The organism is Actinomadura sp. HBU206391 (assembly GCF_014323665.1).
Lineage (GTDB): Bacteria > Actinomycetota > Actinomycetes > Streptosporangiales > Streptosporangiaceae > Actinomadura_C.
In genome coordinates this window covers 1-18,895 of the sequence record NZ_JABVEB010000037.1, presented here as the reverse complement: position 1 = coordinate 18,895, position 18,895 = coordinate 1, and the positions used below count along the sequence as shown (strand labels likewise).

The window sequence follows — 18,895 nt, the reverse complement described above, 5'->3', positions numbered from 1 at the left end:
GCCGGGCATCAGCCGCGCAGTACGGCTGGATCGCCGTCGCCGGTCTGCACCGCGCGGAGGTCCGCGGCGCGGCGCTCCCTCGCCCGGCCGGTCAGCAGATGCCCGGTGGCGGCGAGCACTCCGACCGCTCCGCAGATCGCCCAATGCAGGTCGCCGAGCCGCTGCAGGCTGGCACCGCCCAGCGCGGGCGCGATGAAGCCGGCCAGCGGGAACGTGAGGTAGAAGACGCTCTGGTAGCGCCCGCGCAGGTCCGCGGGCGAGAGCTCGGCGATGATCTCGGCGTTCGGCGGGGCGGCGACCATGGATCCGACCGTCCAGATCGCCGCGGCGACGACGTACAGCGGCACGGCGTCGGCGAAGGCCACCAGCGTGAAACCGGCGGCGAGCAGCACGTTGGCGGCGGCCAGCACGGCCGCCTTGCCCCAAGTGCCGATGAGCCGGGGCACGAAGAGCTGCCCGGCGACGATCAGGCCGCCCGCGAACGCCATCAGCCCGCCGTACGCCGACGGACCCAGGCCGTCCTGCTTCATCGCCAGCGGCAGGATCGTCGAGGTCTGGGTGCTGAGGACGGCCAGCAGCAGGGTCAGGCCGACGAACGGCAGGAAGATCCGGTCGGTGAGCGCGGTATGGAGCCCGCGCCTGCCCGGCGGCGGGAGTGCCTTCGCCGTCGCGGCGGCACGCGGCGGCAGCGTCTCGGGCACGCGCAGCAGGAAGACCAGGAGCGTCGCGAACGTGGCGGCCCCGTCGACCACGAACAGCAGCGTGAAGCTGGCCTCGGCGAGCAGCCCGGCCAGCAGTGAGGCCGCGGCAGTGCCGAGGTTGAAGGCCCAGAACTGCAGGTTGAACGCCCGCGTGCGGTGGTGTTCCGGCACCACGTCGACGATCGCCGCCACCAGGGCCGGCCCGGCCATCGTCTGCGCCGCGCCGAGCACGCAGCTGATCACGGCGATGGCCGGCAGCCACGACACGAAGGCGAGCGTGAACATCAGCGCGGACGCGGCGGCATGGCAGGCCAGCAGGGTACGGCGGCGTCCCCACCGATCGGCGAGCACCCCGCCGGCCAGGACGCCGGCGGCGCCGCCGAGGCCGTTCAGCCCCACCACGGCTCCCGCCGCGGTCGCGTCCAGCCCGCGGGAGTCGACGAGGTACAGCGACAGGAACAGGATCCCGAAGCCGCCGACCTTGTTGACCAGCATGCCGGTCCACAGATACCAGTACGTGGAGGGCAGCCCGTTCACGTTCGACCGCACCCAGCCCCGCACCTGCACCCGTCTCTCTGTTAGGAAACCTCACTGATAATAGTGAGTCCGGCCCGCGGACAGGTGGGCGGGGTGACGGTATGCGGGATGCCGCGGGGCGGCGGCCGCCGCGTCCCGTGCGGGTCAGCTCAGCAGGGACTTCAGGAAGGCGCGGGTGCGGGCGGAATCGTCGCCACGGGAGAAGTCGCCCGCGACGAAGTCGGTGACCCCCGCCTCGGCGAGGGACTTGACCTGGGCACGGGCGGCATCCTCGTCGCCGATGATGGCGAGGTCGGCCGGCCCGGCGGCGCCTTCGCGGTCCATCATCGCCCGGTAGGACGGCAGTTCCCCGTAGATCTTGAAGATCTTGGCGGCTCCCGCCCTGGCCGCGTCGGGATCGCTCGTGACACAGATGGGCAGGACGCAGACCACGCGCGGCGCGGGCCGTCCCGCGGCCTCGGCGGCCGAGGCGATCGTCGGGACGATGTGCTCCCGGATGGTCTTGGGCCCGGTCATCCAGAGCACGGTGCCGTCCGTTCGCTCACCCGCGAGCTTGAGCATCTGCGGGCCCAGCGCGGCCAGCACCACGGGCACCCGCCGCCGGTTGGGGATGGACAGCGCGAGGTCGGCGCGGAGCGTCTCGCCGGCGAACGCGACAGGCTGCCCGTCGAGCAACGGCAACAGGATCGACAGGTACTCGCTCACATGCCGCACCGGCCGGTCGAAGTCGTACCCGAACATGTTCTCGATCATGATCTTGTGCGACGGCCCGATGCCCAGGGTGAGCCGGTCGTCCAGGGCCAGGGCGGTGGTACGGGCCTGCTGGGCGAGGGCGGCCGGATGGCGTGGATAGGTCGGCACCACCGCGGTGCCGAGCTCGATGTCCGGCACCTGGTGGCCCGCGACGGCCAGCGCGGTGAGCGCGTCGAGGCCCAGGATGTTGGACTTCCACGCCGAGGCGAAGCCGTCGTCGGCCGCGCGCGCGATCTCGTCCCGCAGCTCGCTGAGGGCCTCGGGACCGGAGGGTTCGCTGAGTGATATTCCGATTCGCATGCCGGTGACTCTAACCTGAACGGGATTCGGTCAATCGGCTCCGCAACGCGGTCACGCCGTCGCCGTGCAGATCGTCGAGGCCGGCCGGCCGTCCGCAGATGGTCAGCAGCAACGCCTCGGCCGGACCGCGCACCAGAGCGCCCTCGCCATGCGACCAGTCCAGGTCGGTGGTCTCGAACGCCAGGCCGTCCAGCCGGCCCCTGGGCACGAACCCCCTGGCCTTGGTCTCGGTGAGGAAGCGCAGCGACAGGGTGATGCGCTCCTCGCTGAACTCGCGGTCGAGGCCGAGCGGCCGGCGGATGTCCTGGCCGTGCACGAGCAGGTCGGTCAGCGGCGCCTCGGGACCCATGCCCGGCAGCTTGAACGGGTGCTCGGCGTTGCGGCGAAGGGAGCCGGCGAGCTCGGTGAGCGGCCGGGCGGCGTGTCTGGCGGTGAGTCGCCGGTTGGCCCGATCAAAGTCCCCGCGAGCGGTGAGCAGCGCCAGCGCGAGAGCGGGGCGGCCGGTCTCGAGCGGCATGACCAGATGGGCGGCAACGTCGTGAACGGTCCACCCCGCGCACAGACTCTGCTCGCGCGCCTGCTCCGGGGTCAGCTCGTCGAACAGGTCGGCCAGTGCGCGGCGCTCATTCGCGATTATCTCGTAGACCCGCATTGTGCGACCGTACTCCTGCGGGGGTCACATCTCTGCACCGAATTTCGGCGCCTGGCGCGGTGCGGGTGGAGGCGCGGTCGAGCGCCCTCGCGCGCGAGCGCGGACAATTGCGGGCCGCAGGAGAAATGGTGTGGTGGTTTGTTGTAATTAGCGGCGATCGGGCGGTATGTGGGGTTGCTGGTAGCCTGCTCCCTGCGTGTCGCGAAGCGAAGTGCCGGTGCGAGTCCGGCCGCTGTCCCGCAACTGTCATGCTCCTCCTGGAGCGAGCCAGGTCGCCTCCGCGCGCGCCGACGATATCCGCCCTCGTGGGAAGGGCGATCCGTCCCGACGGGTCCCGCACTTCCCGGCGACCATGGAGGTCCCGCTTGAGACCCGTACGTGCCGCGTGCGCTCTCCTGGTGCTGGGTGTCATGACACTGGCCGGCTGCGGCCGGTCCGACACTCCGAGCACGTCCCCCGCCCGTGAAGCCCCCGTCGTCGTGGACGCGGGCAACGGCAAGATCACCATCCCCGGCAGGCCCAAGCGGATCGTGGCCCTGTCGCCGACCGCGACCGAGATCCTCTTCGCCATCGGCGCGGGTCCGCAGGTCGTGGCGGTCGACGACCAGTCCGACCATCCGGCGAACGCCCCCAAGACCGATCTGTCAGGGTTCAAGCCCAACGCCGAAGCGGTCATCGGCTACAAGCCCGACCTGGTCGTGCTGGCGAGCGACATCGGCGGCATCGTCAAGACCCTCGAAAAGGTCGGGATCCCAGTGCTGCTCGAGCCGTCGGCCGTGCAGATCGAGGACGCCTACGACCAGATCGCCGACCTCGGCAAGGCCACCGGCCATGCCGGTGAGGCCGGGAAGACCGCCCAGGACATGCGGCAGCAGATCGAGGCGACCGTCAAGGCCACACCGCCGGGCAAGGGCCTCACCTACTACCACGAGCTCAGCGAGTCCCGGCACTCGGCGAGTTCCAAGACCTTCATCGGCCAGGTCTACGGGCTGTTCGGCCTCGAGAACATCGCCGACCGGGCCGACAAGCAGGGTGACGGCTACCCGCAGTTGTCCCCGGAATACCTGCTCAAGGCGGACCCGGACCTCGTCTTCCTGGCCGACACCAAGTGCTGCGGCCAGTCCGAGGCCACGGTCGCGAAGCGCACCGGCTGGAGCGCGCTGTCGGCCGTGAAGAACGACAACGTCGTGCCGCTCGACGACGACGTCGCCTCTCGCTGGGGCCCGAGGCTGGTCGAGCTCGTGAAGGCGGTCGGCGCCGCCGTGCAGAGAGCGGCGACGGCACAGTAGTGAGCGCGGACACATGACGCCGTCCGGGCCCGCCGGGGCGAAGGGCGAGGAGAGCACGGCGCGTCAGCGACCGGTCGCCGCGGACAGGCCCGCGGCCGCGGAAGAGCCCGCTGGCGCGGGTAAGCCCGCTGGCGCGGGTAAGCCCGCTGGCGCGGACAGGCCGGCGAGACTGCGGCCGGTTCCGCTGGCCGTGGCACTCGTCCTGCTGGTCGCCGTCGCCACGGCCGGGCTGCTGACCGGGGCGGTCGGGCTCTCCCCGGCCGGCGTCGCGGCGGAACTGCTCGACCAGGTGCCGTTCGTGGACGTCTCGTCCGGGTTCACCCCGCTCGAACACGGCATCCTGTTCCAGCTCCGGCTGCCCCGGGTGCTGATGGGCGCGGCCGTCGGGGGTCTGCTCGCCATCGCGGGGGCCGGATATCAGGGCGTCTTCCGCAACCCCCTCGCCGACCCCTATCTGCTGGGGGCGGCCGCGGGCGCCGGGCTGGGCGCCACCCTGGTGATCGTGTTCGTCCCGGCGGGTTCGTCGTTCGGCATCCCGCTGGCGGCGTTCGCCGGGGCCGTCGCGGGCGTGTTCCTGGCGTACCTGCTGGGCAGTTCCACCGGCCGGGGCGGCGGCGCGGCCACCCTCGTGCTCGCCGGCGTGGCGGTGGCCTCCTTCCTGTCCGCGGCTCAGACCTTCGTGCAGCAGGCGAAGGTCGAGGAACTGCAGCGGATCTACGCGTGGATCATGGGCGGTCTGGCCGGGGCGGACTGGGCCACCCTCGGCATGATCGCGCCGTACGGCCTGATCTCGACGGCGATCCTGCTCATGCACGGGCGGCTGCTGGACGTGCTGAGCGTCGGTGACGACGAGGCCGCCGCACTGGGACTGTCGGCCACGCGGGTGCGCTTGATCGTGCTCGCCGCCGCCTCGCTGGCCACCGCGTCGGCGGTCGCCGTCAGCGGGCTGATCGGGTTCGTGGGCATCGTCGTGCCCCATCTGGTGCGGCGCCTGGTCGGCGGCTCCTACCGCATCGTGCTGCCGCTGTCGCTCATCGCCGGCGCGGCGTTCCTCATGCTCGCCGACCTGGTGGCCCGTACGATCGTCGCCCCGGGGGAGCTGCCGCTCGGCGTGGTCACCGCCTTCGTCGGGGCGCCCTTCTTCATCGGCGTGCTCCGCGCCACCCGGAGGGTGGAGACGTGATCTCGGTGCGTTCCCTGGGCGTCACCCTGGCCGGCCGGGCGGTGCTGTCCGGCGTCTCCCTGGAGGCCGCGACGGGGTCATGGCTGGCCGTGATCGGTCCGAACGGCGCGGGCAAGTCCACGCTGCTGCGCGCGATCGTCGGGCTGCTGCCGTGCGACGGCGACGTCGTCGTCGACGATGAGCCGGTGCGGTCGCTGCGGCTGCGGCAGCGTGCCCGCCTGGTCGCCTACGCACCACAGAGCCCGGTGCTGCCCGGCGGCATGACCGTGTTCGACTACACGCTGCTCGGGAGGGCTCCGTACATCCCCTACCTCGGCCGGGAGAGCAGGCACGACCGCGCGGTCGCGGGCGAGGTGCTGGAGCGGCTGGATCTCGAAACGCTGGCCGGCCGGCCGATGGGGCAGTTGTCCGGCGGTGAGCGGCAGCGCGTCGTGCTCGCTCGCGCCCTCGCTCAGCAGACACCGGTGCTCCTGTTGGACGAGCCGACCACGGCGCTCGACCTCGGCCACCAGCAGCAGGTCATGGAACTGGTGGACCGGCTGCGCCTGGCGGACGGCCTCACCGTGGTGACGACCCTGCACGACCTCTCGCTGGCCGCGCAGTACGCCGACGGCCTGGTGCTGCTGTCGGGCGGACGGGTCGCCGCGTCCGGCCCGGCCGGCGAGGTGCTGACCAGGGAGTCCGTCGACACCCACTTCGGGGCTCGCGTGAACGTCACGCCGGGCCCGGACGGCCGCCCTGTCATGACGCTGGTACGGCCGTGAACGTCGACGTGGTGTGGCGGCGCGAGGACGGCGTGCGGCTGCCCGCGTCGGTGTGGCGGGCCGGTGACGGCTGGCGGATGATCTCTTCGGCGATGGTCGGCGGCGGCATCGGCCCGGCCGGGTGGGTGCTCAACGCGCAGGTCGCCGGGGGTTACGCGCGGCTCGACCCGGTCGAGCACCTCGCCGAACTGGCGTCGGAGTTCGGGCTCGCCGGGCCCGGTGTCGGCATGCTCACCGCCGCGGCGGTGGACCGGCTGGTGATCCGCGCCGACGAGGGAGTCGAGGTGGTCGCCACGGTCGGGCTCCGGGTGCCGACCTGGGCCGCGGCACCGCCCGGCGGAGTCGACCTCGAGTTCACCCCCATCCGGGACGAGGCGAAGGCCGGCGCCGACGGCCCACGGCCCGGCACGATCAACATCGTGGTGTCGGTGCCCGCGTCCCTCGGCGACGCCGCGCTCGTCAACGCGGTGGCCACGGTGACCGAGGCCAAGACGCAGGCGCTCCTCGACGCGGGCTACCACTGCAGCGGCACCGCCACCGACGCCGTCTGTGTGGCCGTGCGAACCGGCGGGCCCGCGGATCCGTTCGGCGGCCCCCGCTCGCGGTGGGGCGCCAGGATCGCGCGGGCCGTCCACGCGGCGGTCCGCGAAGGCGCCGTCGACTACACCGCACAACTGCGGCGGCTCTCGGACGGGTGAGGGGGCGATTCGCCCGCCGTCGGCTCAGCCGGCGGTCTCCTCGGCGAGGGCGGCGGCGAAGGCGTCCACGTCGTCCTCGGTGGTGTCGAAGGCGGTCATCAGCCGCGCCTCGCCGGTCGCCTCGTCCCAGGTGTGGAAGCTGAACCGCTTGCGGACCCGGTCGGCGACGTCCGGCGGGATGACGGCGAAGACGGCGTTGGCCTGGACGGGGCGGACCACCGAGACCCCCGGCAGGTCCGCTATCGCGGTCGCGAGGCGCTGCGCCATCGCGTTGGAGTGCCGCGCGTTGCGCAGCCACAGGTCGCCTTCGAGGAGTGCGAGGAGCTGGGCGGACACGAACCGCATCTTCGAGGCGAGCTGCGTGGCCGCCTTGCGGAGGAACACCGTCCCGCGCACCGCGTCCGGATTCAGCACCACGATCGCCTCGCCCAGCAGCAGCCCGTTCTTGGTGCCACCGAACGACAGCACGTCCACGCCCACGTCGGTGGTGAAGGCGCGCAGCGGCAGGTCGAGCGAGGCGGCCGCGTTGGCGAGGCGGGACCCGTCGACGTGGACGAGCATGCCGAGGTCATGAGCGTGCGCGCAGATCGCCATGATCTCCTCGGCGGTGTAGACGGTGCCGAGCTCGGTGCTCTGGGTGAGGGACACCACCTGTGGCTGGGCGTGGTGCTGGCCGGCCATGCCGCGCACGCGTGCGCCGATGAGTTCTGGCGTCAGCTTGCCGTCCGCCGCGGGCACCGCCAGGAGCTTCAGCCCGGCGAGCTTCTCCGGGGCCCCGCACTCGTCGAGGTTGAGGTGCGCGTCCCCGGTGCAGACGACCGCTCCCCACCGGTCGCACATCGCCTGCAGGCCGACCACGTTGGCGCCGGTGCCGTTGAACACCGGGTAGACCTCCGTGCGCTCGCCGAAGTGCTCCCGGAACACGTCCCTCAGCCCGGCGGTGTAGACGTCCTCGCCGTACGCCGCCTGGTGGCCGCCGTTGGCGGCGCCCAGCGCCGCGAGGACCTCAGGATGGACGCCGGCGTGGTTGTCACTGGCGAATCCGCGTACATCGGGGTTGTGGCGGGTGACCCCGCCGTTCACTCGGTCAGCCACAGGCGCTTTCCGTTCAGCTCGTCTGCGGGCCGGTCCCACAGGCCCGCGATGGTGCCGGCCAGGTCGTCGACGTGCGTATGGCCCTGGCCGGCCGCTTGCCGTTCCAGCATGGCATCGGTCGTCAGCGCCTTGACGACCAGGATCGTCGCCGCCGCGGGCGTGTGCCAGAAGGAGTCGGCGAGGGCCAGCGTCCAGGCCTCGGCGGCGGCCTTCGCGGCGGCGTAGGCGGCGTTGCCCTGGGTCGGCGCGCCCGCCACGGGCTGCGACACGATCACGGCCCGGCCGTGCGGGCCCTCGCGCAGGGCCCCGTGGAAGGCCAGCGTCGTGTGCTGGAGCGTACGGACCAGCAGGTCGTGCAGCAGCGCCCAGTCGGCCAGGTCGGTTTCACCGAAGGTCTCCCCGCCGCGCCAGCCGCCGACCAGGTGGACCAACCCGTCGACCCGCCCATGGACGTCGAGCACTTGCGCCGCCCAAGCGCGGGTGGCGTCGGCGTCCAGCAGATCGACCACGGCCGAGGTGATGCGTTCGGCGTCCGCACCCGCGTCGTCCCAGGTCTGGGGCCGCACGTCGGCGGCCACGACCCGTGCGCCCGCCGAGGCGAGCCGCCGTACGACCGCCCGCCCTGCCGGGCCGCCCGCTCCGGCGACCACGATCACAGCTTCATCCATGCGTACGTGATATCAGCTCGAGCCCTACCGCGTGTGTCCGGTCACCCTCGGAGGGCACCGGGACCCACCACCACGCGACCGTCCAGACGCGCGACCGTCCAGACCGGCGCTAGAACACCGAGATGTGCACGTGGTCGAAGTGGTTGGCGGTCGTGCTGCCGCGGTCCTCCATGGCCCGCCAGCCGGGATTGCGCAGGTCGTAGATCCGCTGACGCCAGATGACGTACTTGACCCCGAGCCGGGAGGCGTTGCTGATGGCGTACTGCGCGACGCTGTTGCCGTGCGCCGTGGCGCTCGCGCTCGGCACGGTGCCGCCGGTGCTCTCCATGAAGTCACAGGCCCGCCCGGAGCCGTGGTCCTGGGGGTCGTCGGGCCGGCTGCAGCCAATGGCGGGGAACGCGCCGAACCTGCCGTCGATCTCGAGCAGAACGGTGCGCATCCGCGCGGTCATGCTGTTGCCGATGATGGTCGACTTCGCACCCGAGGCGGCGCCGTCCGGCCGCCCACCGCCGCTGGGCAGGTCGGTCTGCCTCGCCGGGGTCTCGGGCTGGTACTTGGCCAGCAGCTTCTTGACCCGGCTGCGCTGGCCCTCCAGCTCGTCGATCTCCTTGCGGACCTTGTCGATCCTGGTCCGCGCGGCCTGGCGGCTCTGCTCGGCACTGGCCGCCAGGGCCTCCAGGCCTTGCACCTGCTGGGCGTTGCTGCGCGCGAGGTACTCCACGGCGCTCGCGCCGCTGACCGAGCCGCCCGTCCCCGCCTCGCTGAGCAGGACGGAGGCCGAGTCGAAGCCGCCCCTCATGTACGACGAGGCCGCCAGCCGGCGGACCTCTTCACGTGCCTTCTCCAGGGCGTCGCCGGTGCGCTGGTTCTGATCGGTGGCGCGCTCGGCGGCCTTCTTCGCGTCGCTGAGGGTCTCCAGGCCGCCCCGGTACTCCTTCTCGAGGGCGGCGGCGCGCTTTTGGAGGTCCTTGAAGGTCTTCGCCGGGTCCGGGGCGGCGGCCGGGCTCTGCGGCTGCGCCAGCCCTGATGACGCCGGCGGCAGCACGAGGGCCGCCGCCGCGACGGCGGCGGCCGCGATGCCTCGACGGCTCCAGGTCAGTGCTCGGCCACGGGGAGTGTGGGGGGTGACCACGTACGCTCCTTGTTGTTCCTAGGTCCGGTCAGCAGGAGAGGTACTTGGACCAGACTCACATTAGGGGCAAATCACCACAGGAGTTGACCGAAGTACCAAATAGCTCCGGGCCGTCCCAGCGAACCTTCCGCTGGACGGAAGCTCGCGCACCCCGCGGCCGGTGGCTCTGCCACGGTGGTCACATGGACAGGGTGGGCTCATGAACAAGGTCGTCGAGTCCGCGGCCGAGGCGGTGGCGGACGTCACGGACGGCGCCTCGCTGGCGGTCGGCGGGTTCGGTCTCTGCGGAGTGCCGACCGTGCTGATCGAGGCACTGCATGAGCTGGGCGCGACCGGGCTCTCCGTGGTCTCCAACAACTGCGGCGTGGCCGGCCGGGGTCTCGGGCGGCTGCTCGCCGCCGGCCGGATCGCCCGCGCGACCGGTTCGTACATCGGGGAGAACAAGGAACTCGCGCGGCGGTATCTCGCGGGCGAGATCGAGGTCGAGCTGACCCCGCAGGGCACGCTGGCCGAACGGCTGCGCGCCGGCGGCTGCGGCATCCCGGCCTTCTTCACCCCGGCGGGGGTGGGCACCCAGGTCGCCGACGGCGGCCTGCCCTGGCGCTACGCGCCGGACGGCGGCGTCGCGGTGGCCTCACCGGCCAAGGAGGTACGGGAGTTCGGCGGCCGGTCCTACGTCATGGAGCACGGCATCACCACCGACTTCGGGCTGGTCCGCGCCGCCCGCGGCGACCGGTTCGGCAATCTGGTGTTCGACAAGGCTGCCCGCAACTTCAATCCGCTCTGCGCGATGGCCGGCCGGGTCACGGTCGCCGAGGTCGAGGAACTGGCCGAGCTCGACCCCGACGAGGTCCACGTTCCCGGCGTCTTCGTCCAGCGGGTGGTGGTGCTCACTCCCGAGCAGGCCGCGGACAAGTACATCGAGAAGAGGACGGTGCGCTCCTGAACCCCGCACGGGAGGCCGAGCGGCCGGCGCCGATCGGGCACAGGGCGGCCGGGGCGCCGATCCGGCAGAGCGCGGCCGGACGCAGACGGGCGCGGTCGGCGGAACGAGTGAGAAGGACGGGCGACCGATGAGCTGGACCAGGGACGAGATCGCCGCCAGGGCCGCGGCCGAGTTGCCCGACGGGGCCTACGTGAACCTCGGGATCGGGTTGCCCACGCTGATCCCGGGCCATATCCCGCCCGATGTGCACGTCGTGGTGCACTCCGAGAACGGTGTGCTCGGTGTCGGCCCGTATCCCACCGAGGACGAGCTGGACCCGGATCTGGTCAACGCCGGCAAGGAGACCGTCACCGTGCTGCCGGGCGCGGCCTTCTTCGACTCCGCGCTGTCGTTCGGCATGATCCGCGGCGGCCACGTCGACGTCGCCGTGCTGGGTGCGATGCAGGTCTCGGCCCGCGGAGACCTGGCGAACTGGGCGGTGCCGGGCAAGATGATCAAGGGAATGGGCGGCGCGATGGACCTCGTGCACGGCGCCCGCCGGGTCATCGTGGTGATGGAGCACACCGCAAGGGACGGCAGCCCCAAGATCGTCACAGAGTGCACGCTGCCGCTGACCGGCGCCGCGTGCGTTGAGCGGATCATCACCGATCTCGCCGTCCTCGATGTGACGGATGGCGGGCTGGTCCTCGTCGAGACCGCCCCCGGCGTGACCGAGGCCGACGTGCGCGACCGTACGGAGGCCGAGGTCCATACCGGGGCCCGCGTTCACACCGGCCCGACGGCCGCATCAGAATGACCCTTGACCAGGGAGATCTCATGGCAACCGACCCGCACCCGCCTTATCTCAGCCCGGGTTACAAGAGCACGGCGCTGCGCGCGCCCTCCCGGCCGCTGCCGATGCCCAAGCTCGGCCCCGACGCGCTCGAACTGACCGGTCCCGTGTTCGGTCACGAAGAACTCGGGCTGCTCGATCACGATCTCACCAGGCAGCACCCCGGGGAGCCGATGGGCGAGCGCATCATCGTGACCGGACGGGTGCTGGACTCGCGCGGGCGCCCCGTACGGGGCGCGCTTGTGGAGGTGTGGCAGACCAACGCGGCCGGCCGCTACATCCACCTCGTCGACCAGCATCCGGCGCCGCTCGACCCGAACTTCACCGGGGCGGGCCGCTGTCTCACCGACGGCGACGGACGCTACCGGTTCGTGACGATCAAGCCGGGCGCCTATCCGTGGCGCAACCACCACAACGCGTGGCGGCCCGCGCACATCCACTTCTCGGTGTTCGGCACGGCGTTCAGCCAGCGGCTCGTCACCCAGATGTACTTTCCCGGCGACCCGCTGTTCGTCCAGGATCCGATCTTCCAGTCGATCCCTGACGAGAGGGCGCGGGAACGGCTCGTCGCGCGCTTCGACCTCGACACGACCGTCCCCGAATGGGCGCTCGGCTACCAGTGGGACATCGTGCTCGACGCCACGCCGATGGAGGCATGATGGAGACCGGCCAGGAGACCCTTCCTGTCACCCCCTCGCAGACCGTCGGGCCGTTCTTCGGCTACGCGCTTCCCTACGACGACGGTCCCTGCGTGGCGCCGCAGTGGCGCCCGGACGCCATCTCCGTGCGTGGCAGGGTGCTCGACGGGGCCGGCGAGCCGCTGCCGGACGCGATCCTGGAGATCTGGCAGGCGGATGCCGACGGTACCGTCCCGCGCGGCGAGGGCGGGCTGCGCCGGGCCGGTCATGGCTTCTCCGGGTTCGGCCGGTGCCCCACCGATTCGGCGGGCCGCTACTGGTTCTCCACGGTCAAGCCGGGACCGGTCGGCGGCGACGCGCCGTACATCGCCGTGCTGGTCTTCGCCCGGGGACTGCTCAAGCCGGTGGCGACCCGTCTCTACTTCCCGGACGAGGCCGGGGCGAACGCGGCCGACCCGGTGCTGTCGGCGATCGACGCGGAGCGGCGTGACACCTTGGTCGCGCAGCGGGAGGACGACGGCGGCTACCGCTTCGACATCCGCCTGCAGGGCGACGGGGAGACGGTCTTCTTTGCCCTCTGAACCCACCGAGCGGTCTTCTGAGCTTACCGAGCGGAAGCCCACCGAGCCAGCCGTGCCCGCGGACCGCGACGACCGCTCTGATCTGGGCCTGCTGGAACCGGTGCGCGCCGGGTCGGAGGCCGAGACGACGACCTCCGACCACGCCTGGCTGCGCGCCCTGCTGGACGCCGAGGCGGGCCTGACCCGCGCGCAGGCCCGCCTCGGCCTCGTTCCACGGGAGGCGGCCGACGCCATCACCGGTCTCGCCCGCTCGGCGGAGCCGGATCCGGTTGGGCTGGATCCCGGCGATCTGGCCGTACGCGCCAGGGGCGCCGGCAACCCGGTCGTGCCGCTCATCGCCGAGCTGAGAGCGAGATCGGCACCGGAACTGTCCCGGCACTTCCATCAGGGCGCCACCAGCCAGGACATCATGGACACCGCCGCGATGCTGGTCGCCGCCCGTACCCGGGAGGTGATCCTGGCCGGTCTGGGACGGGTGGTGAGCGCGCTCGCGGAGCTGGCGGCGCACCACCGGCAGACGCCCATGGCCGGGCGCACCCTGGGTCAGCAGGCCGTGCCGACCACGTTCGGGCTCAAGGCCGCGAGCTGGCTCATCGGGTGCGTCCACGCGCGGGACCGGCTGGCCGGCCTGCGGTTGCCGGTGCAGCTGGGCGGTGCCGCGGGCACCATGGCCGCGTTCGGCGAGCGAGCGGTCGAACTCCTGCCGGTGTACGCCGAGGAGATGGGCCTGGCCGAGCCGGTGCTGCCGTGGCACACGCTGCGCTTCCCCGTCGCCGAGCTCGGATCGGCACTCGCCACGGTCACCGGCGCCCTCGGCAAGATCGCGACGGATGTCGTGCTGCTCGCCCAGACTGAGGTGGGCGAGGTCGCCGAGCCGCCGGGGCCGGGCCGAGGCGGCTCGTCGGCGATGCCGCACAAGCGCAACCCGGCGCTCGCGACGATGGTGCGGGCCGCGGCGCTGCAAGTGCCCGCGTACGTTCAGATCCTGATGACCGCCCAGTCGGCCGCGCTCGAGCGGCCCGCGGGGGAGTGGCACGCGGAGTGGCAGCCCCTGCGGGAGTGCCTGCGGTTGACCGGCGGCGCCGCGGAGACCATGGCCGAACTCTTGGAGGGGATCGAGATCTTCCCGGAACGCATGCGCGCCAACCTCGACCTGCTGCTCGGCGTCCTCGCCGAGCACGGTGAGCAGCCCGGCCCGGGGCCGGCTCTCGCTCTGGTCGACCGTGCCCTCGAGCACGTCCGGGAGGTCTCGCCGTGACCCTGAACCATCGGTTCGACGGGCCGGGCGACGCGCCGGTCCTGGTGCTCGGCCCTTCGCTCGGCACGACCATGGACCTGTGGGCGCCGCAGCTGCCCCTCTTCACCCGCACCTGGCGGGTGCTCCGTTACGACCTGCCCGGCCACGGCGGTTCGGCGGCCCCGGCCGCGAGCGGGCCGGACGGCGCCGGGCCCGGCGTGACGATGGAGGGCCTGGCCGCCGAGGTCGTCGCCCTGCTCGACCTGCACGGGCTGGACCGGGTCGCCTACTGCGGCCTCTCGATCGGCGGAGCGGTGGGCACCACCCTCGCCGTCACCGCGCCGGAGCGGATCGGCAGCCTCGTGCTGTGCTGCACCTCCGCCCGCTTCGGCCCGCCGGAGAGCTGGCACGAGCGCGCGTCGCTGGTGCGCCGCGAGGGCACGGAGCCGCTCGTCGAGAGCACTCGCGGCCGCTGGTTCACGCCGGACTTCGCCGATCCGGAGCCGCAGCTGGCGATGCTGCGCGCCGTCGACCGGGAGGGCTACGCCGCCTGCTGCGAGGCCATCGCCGGCTTCGACGCCCGCGACCGGCTCGGCGAGGTCACCGCCCCGACCCTGATCATCGCCGGCGCCGGTGACCCGGCCACCCCCGTCGAGCACGCCAAGCTACTACTCGACGGCATCTCCGGAGCAGCCCTCTGCGTCGTCTCGCCGGCGGCGCACCTGGCCAACGTCGAAAGTCCGGAAGTGGTCGGCGAGGCGATCGCCGAGCACCTGACCGCCACCTGGCCCCCGTCCGGAGGAGGAGCACGTGAGTCATGACGAGGGGATGAGGATCCGGCGTGAGGTTCTCGGCGACCCCCACGTGGACCGCGCGACCGCGCGCACCACGGACTTCACCGCGGACTTCCAGGAGCTGATCACTCGCTACGCGTGGGGTGAGATCTGGGCCAGGCCGCTGCTGGACCGCCGGACCCGCAGCTGCATCACGCTCACCGCCCTGGTCGCCGGCGGGCACCTCGAAGAGCTCGCCATGCACGTGCGCGCGGCGCTGCGCAACGGGCTGGATCCCGAAGAGATCAAGGAAGTCCTGTTGCAGACCGCGATCTACTGCGGTGTCCCGGCTGCGAACTCCGCCTTCGCGGTCGCCCAGCGGGTGCTGATAGAAGAGGGACGGGTGGACGCACCGGACGATGTCGGCACATGATGACGCTTGTGGCAGATGCGACGAGACCGACCCCTCCCAGTGTGACGGGCAAGGTCATGGCGATATTGGAGGCGTTCGCCCCCGGTGACCTCGGTCTCTCGCTGACCGAGGTGTGCCGCCGGGCCGGGCTCCCGCTCACGACCGGGCACCGCCTCGTCGGTGAGCTGGCCCGGGGCGGCTTCCTCGACCGGCAGGCCGACAGCACCTACCGCGTCGGCATGCGGCTCTGGCGCATCGGGGCACAGGCCTCCGCGGCCTCCACGCTGCGTGAACTGGCTCTGCCGCACATGGAGGAGCTGTACGAGGGAACGCACGAGAACGTCCAGCTCGCCGTGCTCCGCGACGACAAGGCGTTGTATCTGGAACGGCTCCGTGGCCCGCGTTCGGTCCCGGTCGTCACACGGGTCGCCGCCGAACTGCCATTGCACGCCACGGGCGTCGGCAAGGTCCTGCTGGCCTACGCGCCCGGCGGCCTGCGGGAGAAGGTCCTGGACGTCGGGCTCTCCGTCCACACCCCCAACACCATCACCGACCCGGCCCGGCTGCGCATGTGCCTGGCCGAGGTGCACCGGGACGGGTACGCCGTCACCCGGGAGGAGATGACGCTCGGCTCGTGCTCGGTGGCCGCCCCGGTCAGGGCCGCCGGCGAGCGTGTGGTGGCGGCGCTGTCGGTGGTGGCCCACAACCGCGGCGCCGATCTGCGTCGGCTGGTCCCCGCGGTCGTCACCGCCGCCCACGCCCTGTCCCGCGACGTCGCCGCGCACTGGGGCGACGACTGACGCACGGGACAGGACGGCCACCGTATCGGACGGGTCCCTGCACCGACCGTTCACGGGGGCGGGCCGCCGCGGAGACGGCTGCCGTCCATGTCGGCACGAGCGCGGGCACGTTCATCGAATACTCGAGTTTCGAGTGGTCGAGCACATTACGCGGCCGACGCTATCAATTAGTTGAGCGCTGAACAACTACTAGGATGACCTTGTGAGCCGACCCCGGTGGTTGAACGACGATGAACAGGGTGCGTGGCGCGCCTTTTACGCAGCGAGCAGGGTGCTGTTCGACCAGCTCGATCGGGAGCTCCAGCGCGATTCGGACATGCCGCACACCTATTACGAAATTCTCGTGGTGCTCTCGGAGGTTCCCGAACGGGAATTGCGCATGAGAGAACTCGCCGAGCTCACCCGTTCGAGCCCGAGCCGGCTGTCGCACGCGGTGTCACGGCTCGAGGGCCGGGGCTGGGTACGGCGCCGTGAATGCCTGGACGACAAGCGCGGCCAGTTCGCGATGCTCACCGGCGAGGGGATGGCCGCTCTGGTAGAAGCGGCTCCCGGGCATGTGGAGGGCGTGCGGACCCATCTGTTCGATCGGCTCACGCCGCAGCAGGTGGATCAGCTGCGGGCCATCTGCGAGGCGGTCGTCGATCCGCTCGTCCCCGATCACCCACTCCTGCGTCGCCAGGGTGCCGGGACTTCCGGTGAGCGGAAGGAAGGCCCCTGACCGGAGCGCGATCAGGCAAGGATCGCGGTAAGACCGGATGAGGAGGCCGTCATGCGCACCCAGGTGGCGATCGTCGGAGCCGGCCCGGCCGGGCTGCTGCTCTCCCACCTGCTGCACACGCGGGGCATCGACTCCGTGGTGCTGGAGAGCCGCGACCGGACGTACGTCGAGCGGCGGCAGCGCGCCGGCCTGCTCGAGCAGGGCACCGTCGACGTGCTCCGCGCCAGCGGGGTCGCGGACAGGCTGGACCGTGAGGGCCTGGTCCACCACGGCCTGGAGCTGCGCTTCGGCGGGACCGGGCACCGCATCCCGCTGACCGACCTCACCGGCCGTACGGTCACCGTGTACGCCCAGACCGAGATCGTCAAGGACCTGATCGCCGTGCGGCTGGCCGCGGGCGGTGACGTCCGGTTCGAGGCCGAGGTGCTCGCCGTGGACTCGGGCACGCCCTCGGTGACCTATCGCCAGAACGGTGAGACGCGCACCCTCGAATGTGACGTCATCGCCGGTTGCGACGGTTTCCACGGCGTGTGCCGTCCCGCCGTTCCAGGACTGCGCGCCTTCGAACGGGGCTATCCGTACGGCTGGCTGGGCGTCCTTGCCGACGTGCCGCCTTCGACCGAGGAACTGATCTACTGCCACCACGAGCGGGGCTTCGCCCTGCACAGCCTGCGTTCGCCGTCGGTGAGCCGGCTCTACCTGCAGGTCCCGCACGACGACGACATCGCCCGCTGGCCGGATGAGCGGATCTGGGACGAGCTGCGGACGCGTTTCGCCGTCGACGGGGACTGGGAACTGCGGGACGGCCCGATCCTGGAGAAGAGCATCACCCCGATGCGCAGCTTCGTCGCCGAGCCCATGCGCCATGACCGGATGTTCCTCGCCGGGGACGCCGCGCACATCGTGCCGCCGACGGGGGCCAAGGGCCTCAACCTGGCGGTCTCCGATGTGACCGTCCTGGCCAGAGCATTGACCGAATGGTACAAAAGTGGTTCATATGCACTAATTGATAATTATTCGGACATTTGCCTTAAGCGCGTCTGGCGTGCGGAGCACTTCTCGTACTGGATGACGACCCTGCTGCACACCGATCCGTCTCAGGACGCCTTCGGACACCGGCTGCAGCGGTCCCATCTGGACTACGTCGCCGGTTCACAGGCGGCGGCCACGATGCTGGCGGAGAACTACGTCGGCCTGCCCCTCTGAGTTGTTCACGCCCGGGATGAGGCGGACCTGTCGGCGCTTGACCCGCGACGCGGCAGCGACTCTGCCGTCCTGCGCCCAATCCTGCATTAATCGGACATATAACTGCGATATAGCCTATAGGCACCGCTAACGGTATATATCGTAACCGATTAAAGCATGTCTGTCGAGAGTGTTGGATCGAAGCCAAGTCTCACATCTCGCGGTTTCACGGAGTTAGTGCCAGGGGATCAAACAAGCGGAACACCGGCATAAATGCCGGCAGATGCATTAACGCATCAATCGTTTAGGTGCGGCAGAAAGCGCACCACGAAGCCGACCAGTTCCGAAGGTAAAAATCCGGCCTTATGGCTCGATTTCTCCAAGGAGGCAAGTTCCATGGACGTGAAGAAGAGCGTGGCAGTCGCCATGTCCGGCCTGGTCCTCGCGGGATCGGCCGCCCTCGCTGTGAGTGCGGCCGCCCCGGCGAGCGCCCAGGCCGTGATCAGCGCGCCGCAGCAGGGTGGCGGCGGCGGTGGCGGCGGTGGCGGCAGCGCTTCGGCCGCCGCCGGAAAGAGCGCCGCGGCTGCTGCCGCCGGTGGCGGTGGCGGTGGCGGTGGCGGCGGTGGCGGCACCGGTGACGGTAACGGCGGCGGCGCGAACAACAACAATGCCCCGAACAATGCTCCGAACAACAACAACAACAACGACGCGGCCTGATCTCCGCCCGCGGAGTGGCGCAGTGCGGGGTCTCGTGCCTCGTGGGTGCGAGACCCTGTCCGGTTACTACAGAGGTTACGAATTCGAAGTCCGGTCTTAGGGCTGGATTTCTCCAAGGAGGCAAGTTCCATGGACGTGAAGAAGAGTGCGGCAGTCGCCATGTCCGGCCTGGTTCTGGCGGGATCGGCCGCCCTGGCTGTGAGTGCGGCCGCCCCGGCGAGCGCTCAGGCCGTGATCAGCGCGCCGCAGCACGGCGGCCACAACAACAACAATGCTCCGAACAA

The 18,895-nt window shown here is 71.3% G+C and carries 21 protein-coding genes; 15 read left to right on the top strand and 6 right to left on the bottom strand.

What is annotated here, in order from left to right; all coding sequences use genetic code 11:
- Positions 1-8: 8 nt before the first annotated feature.
- The 3 genes from HKK72_RS14815 to HKK72_RS14805 form a co-directional block, all read right to left on the bottom strand.
- A complete protein-coding gene (locus HKK72_RS14815; RefSeq protein ID WP_222720716.1) occupies positions 9-1,250 on the bottom strand; it encodes an MFS transporter in 1,242 nt (413 codons plus the stop codon).
- Between the two features lie 132 nt (positions 1,251-1,382).
- Positions 1,383-2,291 (bottom strand): LLM class F420-dependent oxidoreductase, encoded by a 909-nt coding sequence (locus tag HKK72_RS14810; RefSeq protein WP_187234931.1) that lies wholly within the window; start codon positions 2,289-2,291, stop codon positions 1,383-1,385.
- Positions 2,292-2,301: 10 nt separating this feature from the next.
- A complete protein-coding gene (locus HKK72_RS14805) occupies positions 2,302-2,943 on the bottom strand; it encodes a maleylpyruvate isomerase family mycothiol-dependent enzyme (protein ID WP_187234930.1) in 642 nt (213 codons plus the stop codon).
- A gap of 365 nt (positions 2,944-3,308) precedes the next feature.
- Between HKK72_RS14805 and HKK72_RS14800 the strand changes: the two genes are divergently transcribed.
- From HKK72_RS14800 to HKK72_RS14785, 4 genes are read left to right on the top strand one after another with little or no spacing between them, the layout of a single operon-like run.
- Entirely contained in the window at positions 3,309-4,232 is a 924-nt protein-coding gene (locus HKK72_RS14800; protein WP_187234929.1) for an ABC transporter substrate-binding protein, read from the top strand.
- A 13-nt stretch (positions 4,233-4,245) separates the two neighbouring features.
- Entirely contained in the window at positions 4,246-5,415 is a 1,170-nt protein-coding gene (locus tag HKK72_RS14795) for a FecCD family ABC transporter permease (RefSeq protein ID WP_187234928.1), read from the top strand.
- Complete coding sequence (locus HKK72_RS14790) at positions 5,412-6,179, top strand: ABC transporter ATP-binding protein (RefSeq protein ID WP_187234927.1); 768 nt, start codon at positions 5,412-5,414, stop codon at positions 6,177-6,179. The genes HKK72_RS14795 and HKK72_RS14790 overlap by 4 nt, the downstream gene beginning before the upstream one ends.
- Positions 6,176-6,877 (top strand): adenosylcobinamide amidohydrolase, encoded by a 702-nt coding sequence (locus HKK72_RS14785; protein WP_315987262.1) that lies wholly within the window; start codon positions 6,176-6,178, stop codon positions 6,875-6,877. Before HKK72_RS14790 ends, HKK72_RS14785 begins: the two co-directional genes overlap by 4 nt.
- 24 nt (positions 6,878-6,901) lie before the next feature.
- On the opposite strand, the gene HKK72_RS14780 is transcribed toward HKK72_RS14785, so the two are convergent.
- The 3 genes from HKK72_RS14780 to HKK72_RS14770 all read right to left on the bottom strand — a co-directional run bounded on the left by HKK72_RS14780 (position 6,902) and on the right by HKK72_RS14770 (position 9,772).
- Positions 6,902-7,972: a low specificity L-threonine aldolase gene (locus HKK72_RS14780; protein WP_315987261.1), complete on the bottom strand. Its 1,071-nt coding sequence runs from the start codon at positions 7,970-7,972 to the stop codon at positions 6,902-6,904.
- Positions 7,957-8,640 (bottom strand): SDR family NAD(P)-dependent oxidoreductase, encoded by a 684-nt coding sequence (locus tag HKK72_RS14775; protein WP_187234926.1) that lies wholly within the window; start codon positions 8,638-8,640, stop codon positions 7,957-7,959. The genes HKK72_RS14780 and HKK72_RS14775 overlap by 16 nt, the downstream gene beginning before the upstream one ends.
- Positions 8,641-8,749: 109 nt before the next feature.
- Complete coding sequence (locus HKK72_RS14770) at positions 8,750-9,772, bottom strand: hypothetical protein (RefSeq protein ID WP_315987260.1); 1,023 nt, start codon at positions 9,770-9,772, stop codon at positions 8,750-8,752.
- Between the two features lie 199 nt (positions 9,773-9,971).
- Here HKK72_RS14770 and HKK72_RS14765 point away from each other — a divergent pair, with 199 nt between their 5' ends.
- The 11 genes from HKK72_RS14765 to HKK72_RS14720 all read left to right on the top strand — a co-directional run bounded on the left by HKK72_RS14765 (position 9,972) and on the right by HKK72_RS14720 (position 18,611).
- Positions 9,972-10,718, top strand: coding sequence for a CoA transferase subunit A (locus tag HKK72_RS14765; protein WP_187234925.1), 747 nt, complete (start codon positions 9,972-9,974; stop codon positions 10,716-10,718).
- A gap of 127 nt (positions 10,719-10,845) precedes the next feature.
- A complete protein-coding gene (locus HKK72_RS14760) occupies positions 10,846-11,514 on the top strand; it encodes a CoA transferase subunit B (protein WP_187234924.1) in 669 nt (222 codons plus the stop codon).
- A 20-nt stretch (positions 11,515-11,534) separates the two neighbouring features.
- Positions 11,535-12,209, top strand: coding sequence for a protocatechuate 3,4-dioxygenase subunit beta (pcaH, locus tag HKK72_RS14755; RefSeq protein WP_187234923.1), 675 nt, complete (start codon positions 11,535-11,537; stop codon positions 12,207-12,209).
- On the top strand, positions 12,206-12,769 hold the full coding sequence (gene pcaG / locus HKK72_RS14750; protein ID WP_187234922.1) for a protocatechuate 3,4-dioxygenase subunit alpha: 564 nt from the start codon (positions 12,206-12,208) through the stop codon (positions 12,767-12,769). Before pcaH ends, pcaG begins: the two co-directional genes overlap by 4 nt.
- A 52-nt stretch (positions 12,770-12,821) precedes the next feature.
- A complete protein-coding gene (gene pcaB, locus HKK72_RS14745; RefSeq protein WP_187234921.1) occupies positions 12,822-14,027 on the top strand; it encodes a 3-carboxy-cis,cis-muconate cycloisomerase in 1,206 nt (401 codons plus the stop codon).
- Entirely contained in the window at positions 14,024-14,827 is an 804-nt protein-coding gene (locus tag HKK72_RS14740; RefSeq protein WP_315987259.1) for an alpha/beta fold hydrolase, read from the top strand. Before pcaB ends, HKK72_RS14740 begins: the two co-directional genes overlap by 4 nt.
- Complete coding sequence (gene pcaC, locus HKK72_RS39850) at positions 14,817-15,212, top strand: 4-carboxymuconolactone decarboxylase (protein WP_315987258.1); 396 nt, start codon at positions 14,817-14,819, stop codon at positions 15,210-15,212. Before HKK72_RS14740 ends, pcaC begins: the two co-directional genes overlap by 11 nt.
- A gap of 41 nt (positions 15,213-15,253) precedes the next feature.
- Positions 15,254-15,991 carry an IclR family transcriptional regulator gene (locus HKK72_RS14735; protein WP_315987257.1) on the top strand — a complete coding sequence of 246 codons (738 nt, stop codon included), beginning with the start codon at positions 15,254-15,256 and terminating at the stop codon, positions 15,989-15,991.
- Between the two features lie 202 nt (positions 15,992-16,193).
- Entirely contained in the window at positions 16,194-16,709 is a 516-nt protein-coding gene (locus tag HKK72_RS14730; RefSeq protein ID WP_187234920.1) for a MarR family winged helix-turn-helix transcriptional regulator, read from the top strand.
- A gap of 51 nt (positions 16,710-16,760) precedes the next feature.
- A complete protein-coding gene (locus tag HKK72_RS14725) occupies positions 16,761-17,915 on the top strand; it encodes a 4-hydroxybenzoate 3-monooxygenase (RefSeq protein ID WP_187234919.1) in 1,155 nt (384 codons plus the stop codon).
- A gap of 375 nt (positions 17,916-18,290) precedes the next feature.
- The gene (locus tag HKK72_RS14720; protein ID WP_187234918.1) at positions 18,291-18,611 is read left to right on the top strand and encodes a hypothetical protein; all 321 of its coding nucleotides are present in this window, start codon (positions 18,291-18,293) and stop codon (positions 18,609-18,611) included.
- Positions 18,612-18,895: the final 284 nt, after the last annotated feature.

What these genes read in the sequence shown, in the direction of transcription:
- HKK72_RS14810 (WP_187234931.1), bottom strand. Translation starts at nt 2,291, where the DNA reads ATGCGAATCGGAATATCACTCAGCGAACCCTCCGGTCCCGAGGCCCTC.
- HKK72_RS14805 (WP_187234930.1), bottom strand. Translation starts at nt 2,943, where the DNA reads ATGCGGGTCTACGAGATAATCGCGAATGAGCGCCGCGCACTGGCCGAC.
- HKK72_RS14795 (WP_187234928.1), top strand. Translation starts at nt 4,246, where the DNA reads ATGACGCCGTCCGGGCCCGCCGGGGCGAAGGGCGAGGAGAGCACGGCG.
- HKK72_RS14775 (WP_187234926.1), bottom strand. Translation starts at nt 8,640, where the DNA reads ATGGATGAAGCTGTGATCGTGGTCGCCGGAGCGGGCGGCCCGGCAGGG.
- HKK72_RS14765 (WP_187234925.1), top strand. Translation starts at nt 9,972, where the DNA reads ATGAACAAGGTCGTCGAGTCCGCGGCCGAGGCGGTGGCGGACGTCACG.
- HKK72_RS14760 (WP_187234924.1), top strand. Translation starts at nt 10,846, where the DNA reads ATGAGCTGGACCAGGGACGAGATCGCCGCCAGGGCCGCGGCCGAGTTG.
- pcaH (WP_187234923.1), top strand. Translation starts at nt 11,535, where the DNA reads ATGGCAACCGACCCGCACCCGCCTTATCTCAGCCCGGGTTACAAGAGC.
- pcaG (WP_187234922.1), top strand. Translation starts at nt 12,206, where the DNA reads ATGATGGAGACCGGCCAGGAGACCCTTCCTGTCACCCCCTCGCAGACC.
- HKK72_RS14725 (WP_187234919.1), top strand. Translation starts at nt 16,761, where the DNA reads ATGCGCACCCAGGTGGCGATCGTCGGAGCCGGCCCGGCCGGGCTGCTG.
- HKK72_RS14720 (WP_187234918.1), top strand. Translation starts at nt 18,291, where the DNA reads ATGGACGTGAAGAAGAGCGTGGCAGTCGCCATGTCCGGCCTGGTCCTC.